The sequence below is a fragment of the Sphingomonas yabuuchiae genome, from assembly GCF_001477495.1.
GTDB classification, from domain to species: Bacteria; Pseudomonadota; Alphaproteobacteria; order Sphingomonadales; family Sphingomonadaceae; genus Sphingomonas; species Sphingomonas yabuuchiae_A.
Genome location: NZ_LDTF01000109.1, coordinates 1 through 24,204, shown reverse-complemented (window position 1 = coordinate 24,204; position 24,204 = coordinate 1). Strand labels below are relative to the sequence as shown.

Sequence of the window (24,204 nt, the reverse complement as noted above, 5' to 3'; positions counted from 1 at the left end):
TCCACGGGCACGCTCCCTCCCCCATCCCCGCCTGCGGGAGGGGCGTGCCCGTGGAGTGGGCATGGCGATTTCGATGGCGTCTCGGCTGGCAGAATTGGTTCAGCGCACCGGCACCAGGGATCGGAACCGCTCGATCTCGCAGGTGCGGCCCGCACGGGTGCGGATCGGGTCGCGGTCGGCGCAAATCTGGCCGTCGGGACCGGGGCGGATATAGAAGCTGGAATAATAGTCGAGCTGGCGACAGGCGCGCACCAGTCGCGCGCGTACCCGCTTGCCGCCGGTCAGCACGATATCGACCGCACCTTCCTCGGCGGGCAGCGCACCCGCCAGATCCTGGGCGGGGATGCAGCGGGGGCCCTTGCGTTCCTTCCACCGGATCGGGGTGACGGGCGCTGGCGCGGCGCGGGAGACGCGGATGACGACACGCTCACGGATCATGACCTGCGCATAATCCACCGGCTCACGCTGATCGGTCGCGCCCAGCAGGGCGGGCGTCATCAGCGCGATGGCGGCAAGGTTTCGATGGCGGCGCAGCATGTCAGCAGGATCCCTTCATAGCGCCGATGATTGAACGCTTTATGAACCTGGCCTAGGCGATCCCCGTCATGACTCCCGCCCAGACCGCTCTGCTGCAGGCCCTGACCCCCATTTTGGGGGACAAGGGCATCGTCACCGACCCCGCGCTGATCGCGCCATGGGAAGTGGACTGGCGGCGTCGTTTTTCCGGTCATGCCCCCGCGATTCTCGCCCCCGCCGATACGGGACAGGTGCAGGCGGTGCTGCGCGCGGCGACCGAACACCGGGTGGCGCTGGTGCCGCAGGGCGGGAACAGTTCGATGGTCGGCGGCGCGACGCCGCCCGCTGATGGTTCGGCGCTGATCCTGTCCACCCGGCGGATGAACCGCATCCGGCGCGTCGACGCGGGCGCAGGCATGGTCGTCGCCGAGGCCGGGGTGATCCTGGCCGACCTGCACGCCGCCGCCGACGCGGAGGGCGCACGTTTCCCGCTGACTCTGGGGGCCAAAGGCAATGCCACGGTCGGTGGCCTCGTCTCGACCAATGCAGGGGGCACACAGGTCTTGCGCTTCGGCACGATGCGCGGGCTGACGCTGGGGGTGGAGGCGGTGCTGCCCGATGGATCGCTGTATGACGGGCTGTCGGCGTTGAAGAAGGACAATCGCGGATACGATCTGGGCCAGCTGCTGATCGGGGCGGAGGGGACTTTGGGCATCGTCACCGCCGCCGCGCTGCGGCTCGCCCCCGGCATCGTGCGGTCGGCGACCGCCTGGGTCGGGCTGTCCGATCCGGCGGCAGGCCTGACTCTGTTGCGCCGGTTGCAGGCGGCGAACGACATGATCGAGAGTTTCGAGATCATGCCTGCCGAAAGCCTGGCCGCCGCCGTCGCGCATCTGCCCGGCGCGCGCTCGCCGCTGGCGGGCACGCATCCCTGGCATGTCCTGATCGAGGCGGTGACCGGCGATGCGCAAGCCGATCCGGCCGCGATGCTGGAGACGCAACTCGCCCGCGCGATCGAGGACGGAATGGTCGCCGATGCGGTGATCGCCGCCTCGGATTCGCAATCCGAGGCCTTCTGGCTGCTCCGCCACTCGCTGTCCGATGCCGAGCGCGCGCTGGGTCCGGCGGTGCAGCATGACATCGCCGTGCCGGTCGACGCCATGCCGCGCTTCATGGTCGAGGCGGCGGCAGCGTGCGACGCGCGCTTCCCCGGAACCCATGCCTCGGGCTTCGGGCATCTGGGCGACGGCAATATCCATTTCCATGTCCGCGCCGCCCCCGGCACCGATCGCGACCGTTTCTATGCCGAGGATGCCGCGACCATCACCCGCTTCGTCCATGATCTGGTCATGGCGGCGGGCGGCACGATTTCGGCCGAGCACGGCATCGGCCAGATGAAGCGCGACGAACTCGCCCGCCTGTCGCCGGAACGGGTCGCGGCGATCCGCGCCATCAAGACGGCGCTCGATCCGCACGGTCTGTTCAATCCGGGCAAGCTCGTCGCTTGCGCATGAGGCGCTAGGCCCATAGACACGGAGCCAGGACACGCGGCCGGGGGGCTCGCGTGGATCGAGTTTTTTGGAGAATATCATGGCGAGCGCGCCGTCCCTTCCGCTTTTCTACAACGGCCTGGAGCCGCTTTCGAGCGAGGCTCATGCGAACTACAAGGTTCGCCCGCAGGAGACCGCGCCCTTCCTGGTCGGCCAGCACGCCATCCCCGTCACCGTGGACGAATTCCCGCTGGTGCAGCGTTTCATGCCGATCGTCTTCTCGGTCGGCGACCAGCCGATCCCGCTGGCGCTGATGGGCCTGAACGAGGGCGTGAACGTCTTCGTCGATGACGAAGGCCGCCTGACCGAGACGAATTTCTACGTCCCCGCCTATATCCGCCGCTACCCGTATATGCTGGCCCGTCTGCGGCCGGAATCGGAAGAGCTGTCGCTGTGCTTCGACCCGACCTCGCCGACCATCGGCGCGTTCGACGACGGCGATGCGCTGTTCGACGGCAACCAGCCGAGTGAGCTGACCAAGAACATCCTCCAGTTCAACGAATCGTTCGAACAGGCGGGCGCCCGCACCCAGAACTTCATGAAGGAACTGGGCGAAATGGGTCTGCTGATGGACGGCGAAGTCTCGATCCAGCCGGACGGCGCGGACCAGCCCTTCGTCTATCGCGGCTTCCAGATGATCAACGAGGAAAAGCTGGTCGACCTGCGCGGTGACCAGCTGCGCAAGATGAGCCAGTCGGGCATGTTGCCGCTGCTCTATGCGCACCTCTTCTCGCTCTCGCTGATGCGCGACATCTTCGCCCGTCAGGCGCAGCTGGGCAAGATGCCGCAGCCGCAGCTCCAGCCGGTCGGCTGATCCGATGCGCGGGCCGGTCGCATCAGCCAGTCCGCGCTACAGCCGGGTCGCGATCGTCTTTCACTGGACGATCGCGACCCTGGTCGTGGCGAACCTCGCCATCGGGCTGCTCCATGAGAGCCTGCTGCCCGGCGCCATTCCCTTGCATATGGCGATCGGTCTGACCGTGCTGGCGCTGACCGCGGCCCGGATCGTCTGGCGCCTGGGCCACCGCCCGCCGCCGCTGCCCGCCGAAATCCCGGTCTGGGCACGGGGAAGCGCCCATGCGCTCCACGCCACCCTCTATTTTCTGATGATCGCCATGCCACTGACCGGCTGGGCGATGGGATCGGGCCGCGACGTGCCGCGCCCCGTCAGCTGGTTCGGCCTGTTCGACGTGCCGCCGCTGCCGATCGGCAAGGCCGCAGGGCATTTCGGACACGAGGCGCATGAAATTCTCGGCTGGGCGATGCTGGTGCTGGTCGCGATCCATGTCGCGGCGGCCCTGCGCCACCATTTCTTGCTGCGTGATGGCGTGCTTGCCCGGATGAGCTGGCGCCGGGGGTGAGCCGGTTTGTGGGCTTGCCGATGGAATATGATCTGCCGATTGCCAAAGGTACTGCCTGTCGGCGTGCTTCAGAATTGGCGTAGATGGCCGGATTGGGTGGGAAGCGGACATTCAGCGCCAGACTGCCCGGCCCTTTCCGTAACCGGGGTAATGAGCCTCGAACTCATCCATGAAGGCCAACCGAGCTTGTGCCAGCATCTGGCAACCTTCGGGTGAGTAGCCGTAGTCACTAGCATCCGCGAGCATGTCATGGAGCTCCAGCATAAACTGCTGGTAGCGCTCGGCAGGGTCTTTGATGTGACCCATTTCGTCCGTCTCGCGGCCGAAGTCATCATAGGTCTGATCCACGGTAGCGCCCTTATCCAGTGTCCACCGCGGATTGTGCGCCCCACAGTCAGCAGCCGTCAACGGCAGCATCATTCGTGCAGTTGAGCAACTCAAAACGTCCGCTACTGGGCGATAGCAGACAGCGAGTGCGTTGCGCGCCATCGTCTGGACGCTCACGACAAGGGTGGTCGCCGGTCCCGCCACCACCCGTTACGAAAAAATGACGAATTGCGGGGGCGGGGGTTGAACCAAATAGGCCCCTTCTTATTTATAGCAGTACGACATCGTGTCCCCCCTTTCGCGGTGTCGTGCGACACGCTTTCAGCGTGTCTCCTCCCTGAACCTTGGCCGCCTCGCGCTCTTCCCCCTTGCGCGAGGCGGTTTTTTATTCCGCGGCCATCGCCGCTGGCGGGCCTAGCGCTTCGGCGGTCAGGCCGGACAGGATGCGGCGCACCAGCGCGACCGTCGCGTCGAAGCCCGGCCCCGGCGCCTCCAGCGCGGTATCCAGATAAAGCGAACGGTCGAGTTCCAGCTGGACCGCATGCACGCCCCGACGGGGATCGCCATGCCGCTCGACGATATGCCCCCCGGCATAGGGCGCATTGCGGGTCACGGCGAAACCAGTGCCGCGCGCCTCCGCCTCGATCCGGCGGACGAAGCGGGTGGCGGCCGTCGTGCCATGCCGGTCGCCGATGACGATGCGTGGCACCAGCCCCGGCGCCCCCAGCGGCGGCATCGAATGCAGGTCGAGCAGCACCGCCACCCCGAACCGCGCCCGCGCCGCCGCCAGCCGCTCCGCCAGCGCGCGGTGATAGGGGCGGTGGTCGTTCTCGATCCGCGCGACGATCTCTGCATCGGTGAAGCGCCGAGTCCAGATATCGCCATGCCCCGCCACCCGGCGCGGCACCAGGCCCAGCCCGCTGCGCAGCTTGGCCGAAGCGCGGGGCGCCATCCGCGCGCCTTCGTCGATCAGCGGGTCCCGCTCGCGCTCGTCACGGTTCAAATCGATCCAGGCGCGCGGGATATTCTGGACCAGCATCGGCTCGTCGCGGCGCGCCGCCATGCCGACCAGATCGATCAACCGGTCCTCCAGCGCCATCACGGCGGCAACCGGCACCCGCAGCGCGGCGACCAGCTCCGGCGGATAGGCGCGTCCGCCATGCGAAACCGAGATCACCACCGGCCCCGAGGGCACCGGGTCGCCAAGGCTCTGAAAGGATGCGCCGAAGCTCGGGCTGGCCATTGGCCGCGATCCTATGGCGGCAATCCCATATGGGCAATGGTCTGGAAATCTTAACCGCGCCGCCGCTAAGCTGGCCCTCAACATGAATCGGGATGACGCGATGTTCCATATCCTGCTGGCCGAAGACGACGAGGTCATGCGCGAATATCTGACACGGGCGCTGACGCGGTCCGGCTACCGGGTGACGGCGGTCGATCGCGGCACGGCGGCCCTGCCCTTGCTGGAAAGCGAACGGTTCGACCTGCTGCTGACCGATATCGTCATGCCCGAGATGGACGGCATCGAACTGGCGCAGCGTGCCGCCTCGCTGGTCCCCGACCTGCGGGTGATGTTCATCACCGGCTTTGCCGCAGTCACCCTGAAGGCGGGGCAGGCGGTTCCCAACGCCCGCGTCCTGTCCAAACCCTTCCATCTGCGCGACCTGGTGATGGAGGTGGACCGACTTTTTGCAAAAGAATCGGCGGATGGTGCGATTTAGGGCTTGCCAGCCCCGCCGAAACTGCTAATTGCCCGGCCTCCGGCGGGCGTGTAGCTCAGTGGTAGAGCACTGTGTTGACATCGCAGGGGTCGCAAGTTCAATCCTTGCCACGCCCACCATCGAAAACCCCGCTAGGCCAACGGCTTAGCGGGGTTTTTGGTTTTCCGGTCGATTTCACAAAGAACCGCCGCCCGCTCGGCGATGGCGCGCATCAGCCCGGTGTCGAAGGCGCGTGCCAGCGACCCTTCCGAGAACCGGTCGGCGCGCAGCTGGAACGTCAGGATCCAGGCGATCTGTTCGATGCTCGCATCGGCGATCGCCGAAGGATGCTCGGCCATGTGCATCAGGGCGGCGCGTGCTTCGTCGTCCACCGGTTTGCGGTAATGGGCCGCGACATCCTCGGTCGCGATGGCCGCGACGAAGGCGGAGGCGGGCCCGGAGAGGTGGAACCAGGCCATGGTGATGACCCCCTCGGCGGATCGCTGCGGCTCGGTCCATGCGCCCGTCACGAAATCGGGTGCGGCCAGGATGGGCGCGAAAGCGGCGATATTGCGAAGCGTGGCCATGTCCATATGCTGATCCTATCCGCCCGATGAGGGACGGCCACTATTTTTGCGTATTGGTGTCATGATGACCGACCCGTTCGACCGCGATCTCGCCAGGCTGGCGCACCGCACACCGCCCGCGACCCTCGACGCGCTGGAGCAACGGGTCGCGACCGCGATCGATGCGGGAGCGTCGGATACGGGCGGCCTGTCGGTCCGGGGACTGGCACTGGCGGGCGGTGCGGCGCTGATGCTGGGGATCGTCGGCGGCGGGGTGGTGGCCGGGCGGAGCGAGGCGCGGGCAGGGCCGGTGGCGGTCGCCGCGCTCGATACGGGACTGGCGCCCTCCACCCTGTTGCTTGGCCGATGAGCGGGGCGATGCGGCGAAACCTGCTGACCCTGGTGATCGCGTTCGTCGCGGCGCTCGCGGGGGTGGCGATCGGGTGCCGTTTGCTGATGCCTGCCGAACCCCAGGCCAGCGATATTCATATGCTGATCCACCGCGACATCGCGCTCGACCCGGGGCAGCGGATCGCGCTCGACCGGCTGGAGGCGCAGTTCGCGGCGCGGCGCGCCGGGCTGGAGGCGCGGTTGCGTGGTGACAATGCCCGGCTGGCCGCCGCGATCGAGTCCGAGCACCGCGACGGGCCGCAAGTCTCGCAAGCCATCGACGCGGTGCATCACAGCATGGGTGATCTGCAAAAGGCGACGCTGGCGCATGTCTTTGCGATGCGTAGCCTCCTTCGCCCCGATCAGGCGGCGACCTTCGACCGGCTGGTGGCCGCCAAGCTGACCGACACAGGCCGATAATCGGGCCCGTGGGGGAGCGCGATCTGGTGGGGCTGGCGGACGGCGATTTGGTCGCGCTGGCGATCGGCGGGCGGCCGGGTGCCTATGCCGCGATCGTCACCCGGCACAAGGCGGCACTGTATCGCCTGATCCTGGCGCAGGTCCGCGACGCCGACGAGGCGCTGGATCTGGTGCAGGAAAGCTTCGTCGCGGCCCATGGCGCGCTGGGCCGGTTCGACCGGGCGCGGTCCTTGCGCGCCTGGCTCAGCCGGATCGCGCTCAACAAATGTCGCGATTGGGCGCGGCGGCGCCGGGTCCGCGCGATGCTGGCGCGGGTGTTGCCGGTCGAGGCGGCGTCGGAGGTGGCCGACGACCGGATCGGGGGCGAGGCGGCGGCGATCGAGCGGGATTCGCTGGCGCGCACATTGGCCGCGCTCGATGCCTTGCCCGCCGCTTTGCGCGAACCGCTGATCCTGTGTGCGGTCGAGGGTTTGAGCCAGGCCGAGGCGGCCGAGGCGCTGGGCCTGAGCAGCAAGGCGGTCGAACTGCGTATCCGCCGGGCGCGGGCCGCCTTGCGCGAACAGACCGGGTGAGGGGCCGGGTGAGGGGAGGGCCGTCCCCATGCGTATAAGGGGGCATGATCGACCCGACGACCGCGATACGCCGCCGTGACCTTCTGGCCGGGGGCGTCGGCCTGACCACCCTTGCCGCCATGCCTGCCTGGGCACAGCAGCATGGTGTCTCGCCGCGCGCCGAGCTGACCGGCCCCGACATCACCCTGACCATCGCGCGTCAGCATATGATGATCGACGGCAAGCCCTATCACGCGATCGGCATCAACGGATCGGCCCCCGCCCCGCTGATCCGCCTGCGCGAGGGGCAGCGGGTGCGGATCACCGTGGTCAACGCGCTGGACGAGGAAACGTCGATCCACTGGCACGGCCTGCTTCTGCCCTTCCAGATGGACGGGGTGCCGGGGATCAGCTTTCCGGGCATCCCGGCGGGCGGGCGCTTCACCTATGAGTTTCCCGTCGTCCAGGCTGGGACCTATTGGTATCACAGCCATTCGGGTCTTCAGGAGCAGGAGGGGCTGTACGGCCCGATCGTGATCGATCCCGCCGGAACCGACCCCATTGCCTCGGACCGCGAGCATGTCGTGCTGCTGTCCGATCACAGCCCGCTTCACCCGCATGCGATTTTTCGCCGGTTGAAGATGCAGGGCGGCTATTTCAACTATCAAAAGCAGACGCTGGCCGGGCTGCTGGCGGGCAAGGACCAGCCCTTGCGCGAACGGCTGGACTGGGGTCGGATGCGGATGGACCCTAGTGACGTGTCCGATGTGACGGGTTCGACCTATCGCTATCTGGTCAACGGCCATGGTCCGGCGGACAATTGGACCGGGCTGTTCGCCCCCGGCGAGCGGGTGAGGTTGCGGCTGGTCAACGCCTCGGCGATGACCAATTTCAACATTCGCATCCCCGGCCTGGCGCTGACCGTGGTGCAGGCCGATGGGCAGGATGTGCGGCCAGTGACGGTCGACGAGCTTCAGATCGCGGTGGCCGAGACCTATGACCTGATCGTCACGCCGACCGAGGACCGCGCCTATACGCTGGTCGCCGAAACCTGGGACCGGTCTGGTATGGCACGGGGGACGCTGGCCCCCCGGATGGGCATGGCCGCGCCCGTGCCTGCGCTGCGCCCCCGGCCGCTGGCGACGATGAAGGATATGGGGATGGGCGGCATGGACCATGGCGCCATGGCGAGCGGCTGCTCCCCCGAACATGCCGCGATGGGGCATTGCCAGCCGGGTGCCGCGCCCGAAATGGATCATGGCCAGATGAGCCATAAGATGCGCGACTTCGCCAACGCCCCCGGTCTGCCGCGTACCCCCGTCGTCCAGACGGTCGCGCCGATGCCGGTCGACCGTACCGGCGAGCCGCCGCAGGGGCTGGCGGATGCGGGACACCGCGTGCTGACCTATCGCGATCTGGTGAGCGCCAGGGTCAATCCCGACACCCGCACGCCGTCGCGCGCGCTGACTATCCATCTGACCGGCAATATGGAGCGCTATATGTGGGCGTTCGACGGAGTGAAGCTGAATGCGGTGACGGCGCCGATTCCGTTCCGGCTGGGCGAACGGGTGCGCGTGACTCTGGTAAACGACACGATGATGGCGCACCCCATCCATCTGCACGGCCATTTCTTCGAGCTGGTGACGGGCCATGGCAACCATGCCCCGCGCAAGCACACCGTCAATGTCGCCCCCGGCGGCACCGCGACGTTCGACCTGACGGCGGATTCTGAGGGCGACTGGGCGTTTCACTGCCACATGCTCTATCACATGCATGCGGGTATGATGCAGGTCGTCACCGTCCGGCGTGACGCGGACAAGGGAGCGGCGGCATGATCCTGTTCGCGCTCCTGCTCGCCGAACCGCAGCACCAGCATGACATGATGCCCGGCATGACCATGGCGCCTGCGGCGAAACCGAAGGCGAAACCGGCCAAGTCCGCCCGCAAGACGGCGCAGCGTCGCCGTGCGCTGCGCAAGACCGAAGCGGCGACCAAGCCCCGGGCGGCAGCGTGTTCGGCCGAACATGCCGCCATGGGCCATTGCACGCCGTCCGATGCGCCCGCCGCCATGGATCACGCCGCGATGCCGGGCATGGGGGCCATGCCGACGACGGCGGACCCCTGTCCTCCCGAACATGCGGCGATGGGGCATTGCAAACCGGCCGCCCCGGCGAAGGAAGCGCCGGATGCGGATGCTTCCATGGATCATAGCGCGATGCCCGGCATGGCCATGGATCATGGTGCGATGGCGGGGATGGCGCCGGGGCAGGGGGCCGTCGGCACCGCGCCGCCCCCTCCGGCCCCGACCGATCGCGCCGCCGACCGCTTCTACGATCCCGCCGCCATGGCCGCCGCCAACCGGCAGATGCGCATGGAGCATGGCGGCATGCGCTTTTCGCAGATTCTGTTCAACCTGGCCGAGGTGCAGGTCCGCGACGGACGCGACGGCTATCGCTGGGACGGGGAAGGCTGGTTCGGCGGCGACATCCACCGGTTGGTCGTGAAGAGCGAAGGCGAAGGTAGCTTCCACGACCGGATCGGCACGGCGGAGGTGCAGGCGCTCTATTCCAGGGCGATCGATCCCTATTGGAACCTGCAGGCGGGTGTGCGGCAGGATATCGGAACGGGTGCGCGGCGGACCTATGCCGTGGTCGGGGTGGAGGGTCTGGCCCCCTATTGGTTCGATGTCGAGGGCGCGCTGTTCCTATCGGACAAGGGCGAACTGCTGGCCCGCACCGAAGCCTGGGTCGACCAGCGCCTCACCCAGCGCGCGATCCTGCAACCGCGCATCGAAGTGAACTTCGCCGCGCAGGACGTGCCCGACCAGCAAATCGCGGCGGGTGTCTCCAGCCTCGAACTGGGTCTGCGCCTGCGCTACGAGATCGCGCGCGAATTCGCCCCCTATGTCGGGGTCAATTGGGAGCGGCGCTATGGTCCTGCCAGCGGCGGCGGGGCCGCGCTGGCGCTGGGTATCCGGACCTGGTTCTAGAAATAGCGCAGCCAGCGCAGGTCGCGGCGGCGGCGCTTCAGCTCGGCGAACCACCGGGTCGGGTAATAGAGCGGTACGATCAGCAGCAGATAGACCAGCCACATCGCGCCGACCGAGGACAGGCCGAACACCTGCCCCTGATTGGTGCCCCAGATCGCCACCGCGCCCAGATACAGGCCGCGCAGCACATAGAGGTGGAGCAGGTAGAAGCCCATCGGCGCACCGCCCATCACCGCCAGCTTGCGCGCGATCGGCCCGCTCCGCCCCTCGAACAGGGCGAGCAACAGCGCCGCGACACCCAGGGTCGACAGCAGGAAGAGCAGGGACGGCGGATATTTGGTCAGCGCCAGAAAACTCATGACGCTGCGCAGCGGATCACCCGGCACCATGGCCCAGGGCGCATCGCCATAGCCGTTGATCGTCCGCAACAGGATGAAGCCCAGGATCAGCCCCAACCCGAGCGCCGCCAGCCAGCGCCGCCGCTCCCCGGCCGGGCGGGTGAACCAAGGGCCGATGGCATAACCCAGCGCGATGACCCCGATCCAGGGCAGCACCGGATAGGTCGTCTTGATGGTGATCCCCATCCACTCAAAGGCGCTGCGCTTGTGAATCAGCGCCCAAGGCTTGAACCAGGGGCTGTCGGGCGCGAAGGCGATGGGGTCGAGCAGATTGTGCCCTGCCACGATCGCCAGGCCGATCGCCGCCACCGCGCCGCGCGGCAGGTGGATCAGCCCGGCGAGCGCGATCATGCACACGCCGATCGCCCAGATCACCTGCAACCAGATGGTCTGCGGCGGGAACTGCGCCGACCAGGCAAAGCCGACCAACGTCACCTCCAGCAGCATCAGGAACAGGCCGCGGGTCAGCAGGAAACGGCTCGTCTCCGCGCGGCTGTGCGTCTGGCCATAGAGCCAGGCCGACAGGCCGGTCAGCGCGATGAAGGTCGGCGCGCAGAGCGAGGCGAGCGTCCGGCTGAAGAACAGGGCGGGTGCGACGAGGCGGGCATCCATCGGATCGCCGACGAACCAATGGGTGCCGAGCGTATCGCGCACATGGTCGAGCAGCATGATGACCATGACCAGTCCGCGCACCGCATCGATACTGGCCAGCCGTGCGGCGGTGGCCATGGGCGGCGTGGTCGTCCGCACCGCGTCACGCGCCAGGGTCAGGCTGGTCACGCATCCTCCTCCGGCCAGGGCGCATCGATCACGAGCAGCAGCCGGTCCTCGCCGGTGCCCGCGATCGGCGGCGAGCGGTGGATGATCGCCCGGTCACCCGCCCGCTCGCGCCCCTTGAACAGGCCGACATCGCCCGCCGCCAGCGCACGCGGCGCGGTATCGTCGGTCGCACCCTGCGGCAGCCACTGGGTCGCCTGCCCGCAATAGGTGGAGATCAGCCGCAGCCCGACATAATCGGCGTGGAATTTCCAGCAACCGTTGCCCGTGACGCGCTCGATCCGCACCTCCACCCGTTCCTCGCCGGTCCAGGTCGCATAGAGCAGGGCCAGCCGCGCCACGTCGACGGCGAGCGTCTCGTGCCAGGGCTGGGAGGGCAGGGCGCCAAGCGCCTCGCGGACGCCCGAGGCGACCGATGGCATGTCCGCCGCAAAGCGGATCGCCGGGAAATCGGCGAGATCGGGCGCGGGCAGGGGCGAAGGCCGTTGCCACACCGCCAGCGTCACCTGCGGCTGGCCGATCGTCGCCAGCACCGCGGGATCGCCGTCGATACGGACATGATCGGGCAGCGGCTTGAGCGGCGGAAGCGTGGCGGTATCGGCCGTCAGGGTCATGAATAGCGTCTTCGATCGTTCGTGTTACGGTGTAACATTACCAGATCGAATACGATAACGAAAGCCGCGGCTTGGCCAAAGCAAAAGGGGCGGCGCCTCGCGGCACCGCCCCTCCAAACCTCAGTGATGATCAGCCGGTTCAGGCTGCTTCTTCGTCCGGGAACGCGTTGGTCGGCTTCGATCCCCAGATGGCGTAGAACAGGATGTAGAGTTCGCACGCTGCCGGGATCAGGAACGAGATGCTCAAACCATGATGGTCGGCGATCCAGGCCTGCACCGTGGCCAGAGCGCCGCCGGCGATGGCCATGACCAGAAGGCCGGAACCCTCTTCGGTCAACGGACCAAGGCCCTTGATGCCGAGCGTGAAGATGGTCGGGAACATGATCGAATGGAATAGGCCTACCAGCACCAGCGCCCACATCGCCAGATGGCCACTGCCCAAAACCGCCGTCATGACTAGAATTGCCGCGACTAGGGCATTGAAGCCTAGCAGGCGGGCGGGTGCGACATAGCGCATGATGAACGCGCCTAAGAAGCGACCGACCATCATGCCGCCCCAGAGCAGGGTAAGGTAATGGCTGGCTTCCGACGCGCTGAGATTGGCGATGTTCGGCTGCTGGATGAAGCTAATGAGCAGCGAGCCAACGCAGATTTCGGCCAATACATACAAGCCGATCGCAGGGACGCCGAACACCAAGTTGCGGTGCTTCCAAAGCGAATGTTGGTGCCGTTCGGTTGCCGCCATGCGGCTGGTCGCGGAACCAAGATTGGGCAGCTTGAAACGGCCGATGATGACTGCGATGACGACAAGCACGGCTGCGATCAGCAGATAGGGAATTTGCACCGACTGCGCATCGGCTAGCTTCTGCGCAGCGGTCAGCTTGACCTCGCCGCCCTCGGCGGTGCCCGAGGCGGAGCGCGACAGAATTAGCATCGCGCCGAAGGTCGGGGCGACGAACGTGCCGAGCGAATTGAATGCCTGCACCAGATTGAGGCGGAACGACGCCGTGCTGGGTGGCCCGATCACCGCCACATAGGGATTGGCAGCAACTTGAAGCAGCGTGATCCCGCAAGCGAGAACGAATAGCGCGGTCAAGAAGAAGCCGTAGGAAGCGAATTGCGACGCAGGGACGAAACCTACCGCGCCCGCAGCCATGATGACGAGGCCGACCACCATTGAACGCTTGTAGCCTATCCGTTCAATCAGCTTGGCCGACGGGAAGGACGCGACACCATACGCGATGAACCAGACGAACTGGATCAGCAGCGACTGGGTGTAGTTGAGATCAAAAACCGCCTTCAGATGGGGAATCAAAATGTCGTTGAGGACGGTGATGAAGCCCCACATGAAGAACAGGCTGGCGAGCAGGGCTAGCGCCGGTCCATAACTGGCAGCTCCCCCCGCCCCGACAGGCGTTGCGCCGTTGGCGCGGGACGTGACGGGTGGTGCGGCCATGGCATTCCTCTCCTTCATACCGGCGAGCATCATCAAAAGATGTTCGTTGACCGGCTTGCTCCTGATATTTTGTCTGACTATAGTGACGCAAAAGGCGCGTCAATGGCGTCTGGCGACGGAGGGATGAGGCATGTCGATGGCGTCAATCAAGAGCTTTCTTACTTTGGTAGCGGTAACCTCCGCAATGACTTCCACGGCCGCTCTGGCGAGCGAGGTAAAGCGCGCGCCCGCAGGCTATTCCGCCGAGGGCGGGGCCATCGAAACGGTGACCCTGACCAACAAGGCCGGGCTGTCGGCGCGCGTGCTGACCTATGGTGCGACCCTGCAGTCGGTGATGGCGCCCGATCGTGACGGCAAGTTTGCCGACGTGCTGCTCGGCTATGACAAGGCCGAGGATTATGTGAACCATCCGAACTTCTTCGGGGTCACGGTCGGTCGCTTCGCCAATCGTATCGCGGGCGGCCGCTTCACGCTGGACGGCCAGAGCTATCAGCTGCCGCTGAACGACAAGGTCAATTCGCTGCACGGCGGGGCCAAGGGCTTCGACAAGCATCTGTGGAAGATCGTGTCGATGAAGGACGGCCCCACCGCCAGCGTGGTGATGGCGCTGACCAGCCCGGACGGCGACCAGGGCTATCCCGGCAAGGTCGACGCCACCGTCACCTATTCGCTGGACGAGGCGGGGTCTCTGACCATCGCGTTCGAGGCGAAGACCGACAAGCCGACCATCGTCAACATGACGAACCACGCGATCTTCAACCTGAACGGTGAGGGTTCGCCCCTGGGCGCGACCTTCCACAAGCTGACCATTCCGGCCGCCGCGTTCACGCCGGTCGACGCCAAGCTGATCCCCACCGGCGAGCTGAAGCCGGTGGCCGGCACCGTGTTCGACTTCCGCGCGGCCCGCGTCGTCGCCGACGGCATCCGCGACGGCAACGACCAGCAGATCCGCTACGGCCAGGGCTATGATCACAACTTCGCGCTCGACAAGGGCCTGACCGCCACGCCGCAGCTGTCGGCGCGACTGGAGGACCCAGCCTCGGGCCGCGTGCTCGAAGTGCTGTCGACCGAGCCGGGCGTGCAATTCTACACGGGCAATTTCCTCGACGGCACCTATGTCGGCAAGAAGGGCCATCTGTACCGCATGGGTGACGGCATCGCCCTGGAGCCGCAGAAATTCCCCGATTCGCCCAACAAGCCGTCCTTCGTCTCTCCGCGCGTCGATCCGGGTAAGCCCTACCGGCATACCATGATCTATCGCTTCTCCACCGTTCGCTGACCGAAAGCCTGACATGACCGACACGCCCACCCAGAAGCTGCGCAGCCGCGCCTGGTTCGACAATCCCGAGAATATCGACATGACGGCGCTCTATCTGGAGCGTTATCTGAACTTCGGCCTCTCGCTGGAGGAGCTTCAGTCGGGCAAGCCGATCATCGGCATCGCGCAGAGCGGCTCCGACCTGTCGCCCTGCAACCGCCACCATCTGGTGCTCGCCGAGCGCGTGCGCGAAGGCGTGCGCGAGATGGGCGGCATCGTCCTGGAATTCCCTGTTCACCCGATCCAGGAAACCGGCAAGCGTCCGACCGCGGGTCTCGACCGCAACCTGTCCTATCTGGGGCTGGTCGAGGTGCTGTACGGCTATCCGCTCGACGGCGTCGTGCTGACGATCGGCTGTGACAAGACGACCCCGGCGATGCTGATGGCGGCCGCGACGGTCAATATCCCGGCCATCGCGCTGTCGGTCGGGCCGATGCTCAACGGCTGGCACAAGGGCGAGCGCACCGGTTCGGGCACCATCGTGTGGAAGGCGCGCCAGATGCTGGCGGCGGGCGAGATCGACGATGCGGAGTTCATCCGCCTGGTCGCGTCGTCGGCGCCGTCGACCGGCTATTGCAACACCATGGGCACCGCGACCACGATGAACTCGCTGGCCGAAGCGCTCGGCATGTCGCTGCCCGGCTCGGCCGCGATCCCCGCGCCGTATCGCGATCGCCAGGAAGTCGCGTACCTCACCGGCAAGCGCATCGTCGAGATGGTGAACGAGGATCTGAAGCCGTCCGACATCCTGACCAAGGATGCGTTCCACAATGCGATCAAGGTCAACTCGGCGATCGGCGGCTCGACCAACGCGCCGATCCACCTTGCCGCCATCGCACGCCACATCGGCGTCGACCTGCCCGTGCAGGACTGGGAGAGCGAGGGGCACAAGGTGCCGCTGCTCGTGAACCTGCAGCCTGCGGGCGAGTATCTGGGCGAGGATTATTATCGCGCGGGCGGCGTGCCCGCCGTGGTCAACCAGCTGATCGAGCAGGGGCTGATCCACGAGGGCGCGATGACCGTCAACGGCAAGACCATGGGCGAGAATTGCCGTGGTGTCGCCATCGAGGACGAAAAGGTCATCCGTCCCTTCGCGCAGCCGCTGGTGGAGGAAGCGGGCTTCATCGTGCTGTCGGGCAATCTGTTCGACGCGGCTATCATGAAGACCAGCGTGATCTCGCCTGAATTCCGCGAGCGTTATCTGTCCAACCCCGACGACCTGAACGCCTTTGAAGGTCCGGCGGTCGTGTTCGACGGGCCGGAGGATTATCACCACCGGATCGACGATCCCGCGACCGGCATCACGCCCGAGACGCTGCTGTTCATGCGCGGCGCGGGGCCGATCGGCTATCCGGGCGCGGCGGAAGTCGTCAACATGCGTCCGCCCGCCTATCTGATCACCGAGGGCGTGCATTCGCTGCCCTGCATCGGTGACGGGCGTCAGTCGGGCACGTCGGGTTCGCCTTCGATTCTGAACGCCAGCCCGGAAGCGGCAGCGATGGGCGGCCTGGCGCTGATCCGGACCGGCGACCGGGTGCGCATCGACCTGAACACCGGCAGCGCCAACATCCTCATCTCCGAGGAGGAACTGGCCGAACGTCGCAAGACCCTCGCCGCGGCGGGCGGGTACAAATATCCGGCCTCGCAGACCCCGTGGCAGGAAATCCAGCGTTCGGTGGTCGGTCAGATGTCGACCGGCGCGATCTTGGAAGGCGCCGAGAAGTATCAGCGCATCGCCCAGACCCAGGGTCTGCCGCGCGACAACCACTGATCATGATGGCGACCGGCCGGGCGGATCATCCTGCCCGGCCGGTCGATCCGCCGACGTCAGTGATTCTGCAGCCAGGCCAGGGCGGCATCGTACGACAGGAAGGCGTCGAGATGCGCGAGCGGGTAGTTTTTCCGAACCTGCGATTTCAGCGGGCTGGAATCGACGACCAGGGCCAGGCGGTCATCGGGATGATAATGGGCCATGATCCCGTCGCGCATGGCCTGCACCATGGCCATCGACATGACGGGCGCGCCCCGCCGGTCGATCAGCGCCTTGGCATATCCCAGTCGGCGGCGCGATTCGTCGAGGAAGGGCTGGAAGGCCAGCCAGTAGCGATCCGCGATCTCGGGCGACCAGGGGCCATGCGCGCGAACGTGGATGATGTACCGATCGTCCATCGTAACGGTGAACGCGGGGTCTTCGATGTGCATGCGGTTCCTGTGCACTGGCCCCCGCCGAGGGGAGGGAGCCGTCGCCGAAGCCCTAGACGGGACCAAGCAGGATGAGAACAACCTGCATTCGTTGAACGCCCCAGAACGGGGCGGCCGCCCTGGGCCCTCTTGACCTGAACCGGACAGCAATCGATACCGCTAACAAATCTGCGGAGAGGAATTATGGCCAGCAATCTTACCGACCTGATGGGCGCTTTGCCGGACGATTGGCGCGATGGACGCTTCGTCGGTCGGATCGACCGGGGCGAGGGGCCTTGCCCGATTCTGGTCGAGGACGGCCAGGTCTATGACATGAGCCGTGTGGCCCCGACCGTCTCGGCGCTGTTGGCGAGCGGCACGGTCGAGGCGTCGCAGGGCGAGGCGCTGGGCGAACTGGCCGATCTGAACCTTTCGCCGGACGCGGGCGCGGCCCATCGGCTGTTGTCGCCGATCGACCTGCAATGCGTGAAGGCGGCGGGCGTGACCTTTGCCGTGTCCGCGCTGGAGCGGGTGATCGAGGAGCGCGCGCGCGGCGACCATGCCAAGGCGGCGGGGCTTCGCGGTACGCTGGAAGCGGCGCTTGGCGGCAATATCCGCTCGGTCGTGCCCGGCTCTCCGGAAGCGGCGCAGTTGAAGGACGCGCTGATCGCCGAAGGGCTCTGGTCGCAATATCTGGAGGTCGCGATCGGCCCCGATGCGGAGATCTTCACCAAGTCGCCGGTGCTGTCGACGGTGGGCTGGGGAATGCCGGTCGGCGTCCGTTCCGACTCGACCTGGAACAACCCGGAGCCGGAGGTGGTGCTGGTCGCCGATGCGCATGGGCGTGCCGTCGGCGCGACGCTGGGCAACGACGTCAATCTGCGCGATTTCGAGGGGCGCTCGGCGCTGCTGCTCGGCAAGGCGAAGGACAATAACGCGTCCTGCTCGCTCGGCCCGCTCGTCCGCCTGTTCGACGACGGCTTCACCATGGACGATGTCCGGTCGAGCGAGGTCAAGCTGACCATCACCGGTACCGACGGCTATGTGCTGGAGGGCGCCAGCTCGATGGACCAGATCAGCCGCGATCCCGAGGACCTGCTTGGTCAAGCGCTGAGCGAGCATCATTACCCGGACGGCCTTGTCCTGTTCCTGGGTACGCTGTTCGCGCCGACCCAGGACCGTGACGAGCCGGGCCGTGGTTTCACCCACAAGGTCGGCGACACGGTCGTCATCACCAATCCGCGCCTCGGCACGCTGGTCAATCCGGTGATGACCTCGGCCGATGCCCCTGCCTGGACCTTCGGTCTGGGCGACCTGATGCGCAACCTGGCCAAGCGCGGCCTGTTGTGACGGAGACTTCCATGTTGCAGAAGACCAGTGCCGCGACCGACATGGTCGCGCGCTACCCCAGCCTGATCGACAAGCGCGTCATCGTGACGGGCGGCGGTTCGGGGATCGGCGAGGGGCTGGTCGAGGCGTTCGTGGCGCAGGGCGCGCGCGTCGCCTTCGTCGACATCGCCGAGGACGCGGCCCAGGCGCTCGTCGACCGGCTGACCCCCGATGCGCGCCATGCGCCGATCCAGCGTCACTGCGACCTGACCAACCTCGACAGCCTGAAGGCGGTCTTCGCCGATCTGGAAGCGGCGCTGGGCGGTGTCGACATCCTGGTCAACAATGCGGGCAATGACGATCGCCACAGTATCGAGGACGTGACCCCGGCCTATTGGGACGAGCGGCTGAACGTCAATCTGCGTCACCAGTTCTTCGCGGCCCAAGCGGTGATCCCGGCGATGAAGCGGGCCGGGGGCGGCGCGATCCTGAACTTCGGATCGATCAGCTGGCATCTGGGTCTGAACGACCTGGTCCTCTACCAGACCTGCAAGGCCGCGATCGAGGGGCTGACCCGGAGCCTCGCGCGCGATCTGGGCCGCGAGAATATCCGCGTGAATACGATCGTGCCGGGTAACGTCCAGACGCCACGCCAGGAAAAATGGTACACCCCCGAAGGCGAGGCGGAGATCGTCGCGGCCCAGTGTCTCGACGGTCGCATCCAGCCTTCGGACGTTGCGGCTTTGGTGCTGTTCCTCGCGTCGGACGATGCGAAGATGTGCACCGGCCACGACTATTTCATCGACGCCGGTTGGCGATAAAACGACCGGGCGAGGACAAGGAGAGAGTGATGCAGCAGGCCGAACATTGCCTGACCGTGGGTGCGACGCTGGGCGAGGGCCCGATCTGGGTCGATGACGCGCTGTGGTTCGTCGATATCAAGCAGCAGCGCATCTATCGCCACGACCCGGTCGCCGGCGCGCTCGATCACTGGGCCTCGCCCGAAATGGTCGGCTGGATCGTCCCGGCGCAGCGCGGTGGTTTCGTCGCCGGGCTGAAGTCGGGGCCGCATCACTTCGATCCCGCGACCGGCGGCTTCGAACGGCTGGCCGAGGTCGATGCGCATCTGCCCGCCAATCGCCTGAACGACGCCTGTGTCGACGGGCAGGGGCGAATCTGGTTCGGCACGATGGACAATGACGAGACCTCGCTCTCGGGCCGCCTGTTCCAATGGGCCGCCGGGCTGGTCACGCCGACCAGTGCGGATGCGGTATGCATCACCAACGGTCCCGCCATCTCGCCCGACGACTCCACGCTCTATCATGTCGATACGCTGGGCAAGGTGATCCTGGCGCACCCGATCCTGGGTGACGGCACGCTCGGCCCCGCGACCGAGTTCGCGCGCTTCGGCGATGCGGACGGCCATCCCGACGGCGCGATCTGCGACGCCGAGGGTGGCGTGTGGGTCGGCTTCTTCGGCGGCTGGGCCGCACGGCGCTACGGTCCTGACGGCGTGCTGACCGACGAGGTTCGCTTTCCCGTCTCCAACATCACCAAGATCGCGCTGGGCGGCCCCGATGGCCGCACCGCCTATGCCACCACCGCGCGGCAGGGCCTGTCGGAAGAGCAACTGGCCGAGCAGGTCCAGGCGGGTGACATTTTCACCTTCCGGGTTACCGTTCCCGCCAAGCCAGTCCACCGTGCGGCGATTTGAATTCTTCTTTCCCCTCTCCCCTGGACAGGGGAGAGGGTTAGCGGAGCTTGCCAGCGTGCTGGCTAGCGCAGCTTGGGTGAGGGGTTGAGCGAGCCTGCGGCTCGCGCGCGCGTAACGCGCGCCCACCCCTCACCCAGCTCCGACTAAGCCTTTGCTTTCGCAAAGACCAAGTCTGCTCAACCCTCTCCCCTCGATGAGGGGCGAGGGAGGGAAAAAGCATCACAGAATGTCGGTCCGCTCTAGGAACGCCCTTTCCCGAACCCGGCGTCTCGGGTGGCCCGCTCCCTTGCCGGGGGCGGGCCTTCTATCCTTCCATCGCGCTGCGGGTATCTTCCAGCGCCAGATCGACGAGCAACCGCATCGCCTCTCCCGCCGCCTCGACATCGCCCGCGGCGATCGCGTCATAGACCTTCACATGGTCAGGCACCGGATTGCGGGGCAGCGCGCGCGACCGCTGCTTGAACTGGGTCGTCCAGGCGACCGCCGCGCCGATGCTGGCGGTCAGCACGACCAGCGCGTCGTTGCGAGTCGCGGCCAGCACCGCATTGTGGAAGTCCCGGTCCGCGGCCCGTCCCGCATCGGTGGCCAGCGTATGGCGGCGCATCGCCCCCAGCGCGTCGCGCATCTCCTTCAGGTCGGTCTTGTTGCGCCGCTCTGCCGCCAGCCGGGCCGCGGCAGGCTCGACGATGGCGCGAAGTTCGAACAGGCTGCGCACGAAATGGATGTCCGGCTCGCCCGAAAAGGCCCAGGCCAGCACATCGGGGTCGAGCAGGTTCCAGCGGCTTCGCGGCAGGACACGCGTGCCGGTCTTGGGTCGGCTTTCGACCAGCCCCTTGGCGCTCAGCACCTGCACCGCTTCCCGGTACGCGCTGCGCGACACGTCGAGCGCTTCGGAAAAGGCGACTTCGCCCGACAGCGTGTCGCCGGGCCGATACTCGCCCGAGACGATCGCAGCACCCAGCTTGTGCGCGATCGCGCCGTGCAGGCGGCGGCCGGTGCCGCGCCGGGCCTTGGGGGCGGCCTCGTCAGACCCCATGTCTCCGATGGTTTCGGGCGGCGCATCGCCGTTCGTCATGCTGTCACTCATCGATCGTACCTCTCCGCCCCCATCCTTACCCACAACCTTTAACATTGCCATCGCTCCGTCAAACTAATATGTCGGAGTAATATAAAGGAGCTTCCCCTATGACCGATTTCCGTTCGATCGACGCCGCCACCGGCCAGCCGGTGGGCGACGCTTTCGCGGTCCACGGCCCCGCCGATGTCGAGGCGGCGTGCGCCGCAGCAGAGGAGGCGTTCGACGTCTATCGCGCCACCAGCCGCGAGGAGCGCGCCGCGTTCCTCGACAAGATCGGTGCCGAGATCATGGCCATCGGCGACGACCTGATCCAGGCGGCGATGCGTGAGAGCGGCCTGCCGCGTGCGCGCCTGGAGGGCGAGCGTGGCCGCACCGTCGGCCAGCTGGGCCTGTTCGCCAAGGTGCTGCGCGCTGGGGCCTATCTGCAGGTCCGCATCGACCCCGCCATGCCCGACCGCCAGCCGCTGCCGCGCCCCGACCTGCGCCTGCGCATGGTGCCGCTGGGTCCCGTCGCGGTGTTCGGCGCGTCGAACTTCCCGCTCGCCTTCTCGACCGCTGGTGGCGACACCGCGTCGGCGCTGGCCGCCGGTTGCCCGGTCGTGGTCAAGGGCCACCCCGCCCATCCGCAGACCGGCGCGCTGGTCGCCGCCGCGATCGAGCGGGCGGTCGAAGCCTGTGGCCTGCCCAAGGGCGTGTTCAGCCACCTGACCGGCCCAAGCAACGAACTGGGTGCGGCGCTGGTCCGCGATCCGCGCATCGCGGCGGTCGGCTTCACCGGCTCGCGCGCGGGTGGCCTGGCGCTGGTCAAGATCGCGCAGGAACGCGCCGTTCCGATCCCGGTCTATGCCGAAATGTCGAGCATCAACCCGGTCGTACTGATGCCCGAGGCGCTGAAGGCGCGCGGCGCGGCGCTGGGCACCGCGTTCGTCGGTTCGCTGACCATGGGCGCCGGGCAGTTCTGCACCAATCCGGGCCTGCTGCTCGCCATCGAGGGCGAGGGGCTGGACGCATTCGTCGAAGCGGCGCGTACCGCGCTGCCCGAGGCGGCGGCGCAGACCATGCTGACGCCAGGCATCCATGCCGCCTATACCAAGGGCACCGAATCGCTCGCCAGCCATGACAAGGTCGAGACGATCGCGCAGGGCAAGGTGGGCGAGGGCATCACCGCCGGTCGCGCCGCCTTCTTCCAGACCACGGCCGAGGCGTTCCTCGCCGACGAGGCACTGGGCCATGAAGTGTTCGGCGCATCGTCGATCCTGGTCCGCTGCCGCGACGAGGCGGAGCTGACCGCCGTGCTCAAGGCCGCCGAGGGCCAGCTGACCGCGACGATCCAGATGGACGAGGGCGATACCGACATGGCGGCGCGGCTGGTGCCGGTGCTCGAGCGCAAGGCGGGCCGTATCCTCGCCAATGGCTGGCCGACCGGCGTGGAAGTCGCCCATGCGATGGTCCATGGCGGGCCGTTCCCCTCGACCTCGGATGCGCGCACGACCTCGGTCGGCAGCCTCGCGATCGACCGTTATCTGCGGCCGGTGTCGTACCAGAACCTGTCGGCCGCACTGCTGCCGCAGGATCTGAAGGATGAAGCCGCGGGCACGCTGCCCCGCCTGGTCGATGGCCAGCCGGGCTAAGCTATGATGGGGCGCGGGCCGATCAGGGTCCGCGCCCTTTTTTGTCGATAAGATTTAGGGGAGGATTTGATGGCTGATCGTCTGTTGCAGCACCGCGCGCCCTCGGGTGAGCGCTCGGTCATTCTCGCGCGGGGCGACCAGGCCGCGTTCGTGCCGGGCGTCGAGAGCGTCGTTGCGCTCGCCCAGCGTGCGATCGCGGAGGGCCGGTCGCTGCTCGATACCGCGCTGGCTTGCGGTCGGGGTGAGAGCGTCGATCTCGCGGCCGAGCTGGCGGCGGGGCATCTGATCGCGCCGATCGACCACGCCGACCCCGCGCATTGCGTGATGACCGGCACCGGCCTCACCCATCTCGGCTCGGCGGAGGGGCGCGACAAGATGCACCGCGATGCCGCGGCGGCCGCGCACCAGACCGACTCGATGCGTATGTTCCTGGAAGGCGTCGAGGGCGGCAAGCCCGGCGAAGGCCAGGTCGGCCAGCAGCCGGAATGGTTCTACAAGGGCGACGGCTCGCAGCTGGTCGGCCCCGGCGACGCGCTGGAAATGCCCGCCTTCGCACAGGATGGCGGAGAGGAGCCCGAACTGGCGGGCATCTATCTGATCGGGCCCGACGGCACCCCGCATCGCCTGGGGCTGTGCCTCGCCAACGAATTTTCGGACCATGTGACCGAGCGTCACAATTATCTGTGGCTCGCGCATAGCAAGCTGCGCCCTGCCGCGCTGGGGGCCGAACTGCTGCTCGGCGAGGTGCCCGACCATATCGAGGGCACCAGCAAGGTGGCGCGCGACGGCCAGACCATCTGGGAAAAGCCGTTCCTGTCGGGCGAGGCGAACATGTCGCACAGCCTGGCAAACCTCGAGCATCACCACTTCAAATATGCCCTGTTCCGTCGTCCGGGCGACGTTCATGTCCACTTCTTCGGCACGGCGACGCTGTCTTTCTCGGACGGTATCCGTACCCAGGAAGGCGATGTGTTCGAGATCGCGGCGGCACCGTTCACCCTGCCGCTCGCCAATCCGCTCAAGCGGACCGAGGATAAGCCGGTGACGGTCGGCCGTCTCTGAGCGTCTGATCCTCTAGCGCCATATGATCGGGGGCGTCCTTTCCAACGGGGAAGGGCGCCCCTGTCTTTTCCGGCGTATTGATCCTGTCGGTGATTCCCGGCTTTCCGGGCCGGTGATTCGGGAAAGCACGTTCCAACGGGCATATGGTTCCGCTGCCGTTGCTGGAAGCGATGTTCCGTAAGCTTCTGTTAATACGCCATTTTGATGGATTTTTGCAGAAAAATGAAAATCAACTGTTGACCCCTGAGGAGGGTCGGCCTAGAGGGGTTTCACCGC

General features: G+C 66.9%; 25 protein-coding genes and 1 tRNA gene. 17 read left to right on the top strand and 9 right to left on the bottom strand.

Annotated features, from left to right (window positions below):
* Positions 1-99: 99 nt before the first annotated feature.
* The gene (locus tag NS355_RS16700) at positions 100-537 is read right to left on the bottom strand and encodes a hypothetical protein (protein ID WP_058746709.1); all 438 of its coding nucleotides are present in this window, start codon (positions 535-537) and stop codon (positions 100-102) included.
* 68 nt (positions 538-605) lie between these two features.
* On the opposite strand from NS355_RS16700, the gene NS355_RS16695 reads away from it, so the two are divergent.
* From NS355_RS16695 to NS355_RS16685, 3 genes are all read left to right on the top strand, one after another.
* Positions 606-2,030: an FAD-binding oxidoreductase gene (locus NS355_RS16695; RefSeq protein ID WP_058746708.1), complete on the top strand. Its 1,425-nt coding sequence runs from the start codon at positions 606-608 to the stop codon at positions 2,028-2,030.
* A gap of 76 nt (positions 2,031-2,106) precedes the next feature.
* The gene (locus tag NS355_RS16690) at positions 2,107-2,880 is read left to right on the top strand and encodes a SapC family protein (protein ID WP_058746715.1); all 774 of its coding nucleotides are present in this window, start codon (positions 2,107-2,109) and stop codon (positions 2,878-2,880) included.
* Positions 2,881-2,884: 4 nt separating this feature from the next.
* Positions 2,885-3,427, top strand: a complete 543-nt coding sequence (locus NS355_RS16685; RefSeq protein ID WP_058746707.1) for a cytochrome b — start codon at positions 2,885-2,887, stop codon at positions 3,425-3,427.
* A 111-nt stretch (positions 3,428-3,538) separates the two neighbouring features.
* Here the strand turns inward: NS355_RS16685 and NS355_RS16680 are convergent, their stop codons facing one another.
* Both NS355_RS16680 and NS355_RS16675 read right to left on the bottom strand, forming a co-directional pair.
* Complete coding sequence (locus NS355_RS16680; RefSeq protein ID WP_244489729.1) at positions 3,539-3,775, bottom strand: hypothetical protein; 237 nt, start codon at positions 3,773-3,775, stop codon at positions 3,539-3,541.
* A 364-nt stretch (positions 3,776-4,139) separates the two neighbouring features.
* Positions 4,140-4,997 (bottom strand): N-formylglutamate amidohydrolase, encoded by an 858-nt coding sequence (locus NS355_RS16675; protein WP_058746706.1) that lies wholly within the window; start codon positions 4,995-4,997, stop codon positions 4,140-4,142.
* Between the two features lie 100 nt (positions 4,998-5,097).
* Here NS355_RS16675 and cpdR point away from each other — a divergent pair, with 100 nt between their 5' ends.
* Both cpdR and NS355_RS16665 read left to right on the top strand, forming a co-directional pair.
* On the top strand, positions 5,098-5,475 hold the full coding sequence (gene cpdR, locus NS355_RS16670; RefSeq protein WP_056431930.1) for a cell cycle two-component system response regulator CpdR: 378 nt from the start codon (positions 5,098-5,100) through the stop codon (positions 5,473-5,475).
* 44 nt (positions 5,476-5,519) lie between these two features.
* A tRNA-Val gene (locus NS355_RS16665) sits at positions 5,520-5,594 on the top strand.
* A 12-nt stretch (positions 5,595-5,606) separates the two neighbouring features.
* Here the strand turns inward: NS355_RS16665 and NS355_RS16660 are convergent.
* Complete coding sequence (locus tag NS355_RS16660; RefSeq protein WP_153008266.1) at positions 5,607-6,041, bottom strand: DUF6508 domain-containing protein; 435 nt, start codon at positions 6,039-6,041, stop codon at positions 5,607-5,609.
* A 61-nt stretch (positions 6,042-6,102) separates the two neighbouring features.
* Between NS355_RS16660 and NS355_RS16655 the strand changes: the two genes are divergently transcribed.
* From NS355_RS16655 to NS355_RS16635, 5 genes are read left to right on the top strand one after another with little or no spacing between them, the layout of a single operon-like run.
* Positions 6,103-6,390, top strand: coding sequence for a hypothetical protein (locus NS355_RS16655; protein ID WP_058746704.1), 288 nt, complete (start codon positions 6,103-6,105; stop codon positions 6,388-6,390).
* An 8-nt stretch (positions 6,391-6,398) separates the two neighbouring features.
* Positions 6,399-6,830, top strand: a complete 432-nt coding sequence (locus NS355_RS16650) for a periplasmic heavy metal sensor (protein WP_058746703.1) — start codon at positions 6,399-6,401, stop codon at positions 6,828-6,830.
* 8 nt (positions 6,831-6,838) lie between these two features.
* Positions 6,839-7,402, top strand: a complete 564-nt coding sequence (locus tag NS355_RS16645; protein WP_058746702.1) for an RNA polymerase sigma factor — start codon at positions 6,839-6,841, stop codon at positions 7,400-7,402.
* 44 nt (positions 7,403-7,446) lie between these two features.
* Positions 7,447-9,216: a copper resistance system multicopper oxidase gene (locus NS355_RS16640; RefSeq protein WP_084788064.1), complete on the top strand. Its 1,770-nt coding sequence runs from the start codon at positions 7,447-7,449 to the stop codon at positions 9,214-9,216.
* On the top strand, positions 9,213-10,370 hold the full coding sequence (locus tag NS355_RS16635; protein ID WP_058746701.1) for a copper resistance protein B: 1,158 nt from the start codon (positions 9,213-9,215) through the stop codon (positions 10,368-10,370). The genes NS355_RS16640 and NS355_RS16635 overlap by 4 nt, the downstream gene beginning before the upstream one ends.
* Here the strand turns inward: NS355_RS16635 and NS355_RS16630 are convergent.
* The 3 genes from NS355_RS16630 to NS355_RS16620 all read right to left on the bottom strand — a co-directional run bounded on the left by NS355_RS16630 (position 10,367) and on the right by NS355_RS16620 (position 13,615).
* Entirely contained in the window at positions 10,367-11,548 is a 1,182-nt protein-coding gene (locus NS355_RS16630; protein WP_244489728.1) for a DUF1624 domain-containing protein, read from the bottom strand. The genes NS355_RS16635 and NS355_RS16630 overlap by 4 nt on opposite strands.
* The gene (locus NS355_RS16625) at positions 11,545-12,159 is read right to left on the bottom strand and encodes a DUF1826 domain-containing protein (protein WP_058746700.1); all 615 of its coding nucleotides are present in this window, start codon (positions 12,157-12,159) and stop codon (positions 11,545-11,547) included. The genes NS355_RS16630 and NS355_RS16625 overlap by 4 nt, the downstream gene beginning before the upstream one ends.
* A gap of 139 nt (positions 12,160-12,298) precedes the next feature.
* Positions 12,299-13,615, bottom strand: a complete 1,317-nt coding sequence (locus tag NS355_RS16620; protein WP_058746711.1) for a sugar MFS transporter — start codon at positions 13,613-13,615, stop codon at positions 12,299-12,301.
* Positions 13,616-13,799: 184 nt separating this feature from the next.
* Between NS355_RS16620 and NS355_RS16615 the strand changes: the two genes are divergently transcribed.
* Both NS355_RS16615 and NS355_RS16610 read left to right on the top strand, forming a co-directional pair.
* A complete protein-coding gene (locus NS355_RS16615; protein ID WP_209445124.1) occupies positions 13,800-14,894 on the top strand; it encodes an aldose epimerase family protein in 1,095 nt (364 codons plus the stop codon).
* A gap of 13 nt (positions 14,895-14,907) precedes the next feature.
* Positions 14,908-16,704, top strand: coding sequence for an IlvD/Edd family dehydratase (locus tag NS355_RS16610; protein WP_058746698.1), 1,797 nt, complete (start codon positions 14,908-14,910; stop codon positions 16,702-16,704).
* 56 nt (positions 16,705-16,760) lie between these two features.
* On the opposite strand, the gene NS355_RS16605 is transcribed toward NS355_RS16610, so the two are convergent.
* The gene (locus tag NS355_RS16605) at positions 16,761-17,135 is read right to left on the bottom strand and encodes a hypothetical protein (protein ID WP_153008265.1); all 375 of its coding nucleotides are present in this window, start codon (positions 17,133-17,135) and stop codon (positions 16,761-16,763) included.
* Between the two features lie 183 nt (positions 17,136-17,318).
* Between NS355_RS16605 and NS355_RS16600 the strand changes: the two genes are divergently transcribed.
* Genes NS355_RS16600 through NS355_RS16590 form a run of 3 tightly spaced genes read left to right on the top strand, consistent with a single transcriptional unit; the run spans position 17,319 to position 20,157 of the window.
* A complete protein-coding gene (locus NS355_RS16600) occupies positions 17,319-18,464 on the top strand; it encodes a fumarylacetoacetate hydrolase family protein (protein ID WP_058746696.1) in 1,146 nt (381 codons plus the stop codon).
* Positions 18,465-18,475: 11 nt separating this feature from the next.
* On the top strand, positions 18,476-19,264 hold the full coding sequence (locus NS355_RS16595; protein ID WP_244489727.1) for an SDR family NAD(P)-dependent oxidoreductase: 789 nt from the start codon (positions 18,476-18,478) through the stop codon (positions 19,262-19,264).
* Positions 19,265-19,293: 29 nt separating this feature from the next.
* Complete coding sequence (locus NS355_RS16590; protein WP_058746694.1) at positions 19,294-20,157, top strand: SMP-30/gluconolactonase/LRE family protein; 864 nt, start codon at positions 19,294-19,296, stop codon at positions 20,155-20,157.
* Positions 20,158-20,461: 304 nt separating this feature from the next.
* Here NS355_RS16590 and NS355_RS16585 read toward each other — a convergent pair whose 3' ends face one another.
* The gene (locus NS355_RS16585) at positions 20,462-21,193 is read right to left on the bottom strand and encodes a FadR/GntR family transcriptional regulator (RefSeq protein WP_058746710.1); all 732 of its coding nucleotides are present in this window, start codon (positions 21,191-21,193) and stop codon (positions 20,462-20,464) included.
* 149 nt (positions 21,194-21,342) lie between these two features.
* Between NS355_RS16585 and NS355_RS16580 the strand changes: the two genes are divergently transcribed.
* Both NS355_RS16580 and araD1 read left to right on the top strand, forming a co-directional pair.
* Positions 21,343-22,866 carry an aldehyde dehydrogenase (NADP(+)) gene (locus tag NS355_RS16580; protein ID WP_058746693.1) on the top strand — a complete coding sequence of 508 codons (1,524 nt, stop codon included), beginning with the start codon at positions 21,343-21,345 and terminating at the stop codon, positions 22,864-22,866.
* Between the two features lie 69 nt (positions 22,867-22,935).
* Positions 22,936-23,928, top strand: coding sequence for an AraD1 family protein (araD1, locus tag NS355_RS16575; RefSeq protein ID WP_058746692.1), 993 nt, complete (start codon positions 22,936-22,938; stop codon positions 23,926-23,928).
* Positions 23,929-24,204: the final 276 nt, after the last annotated feature.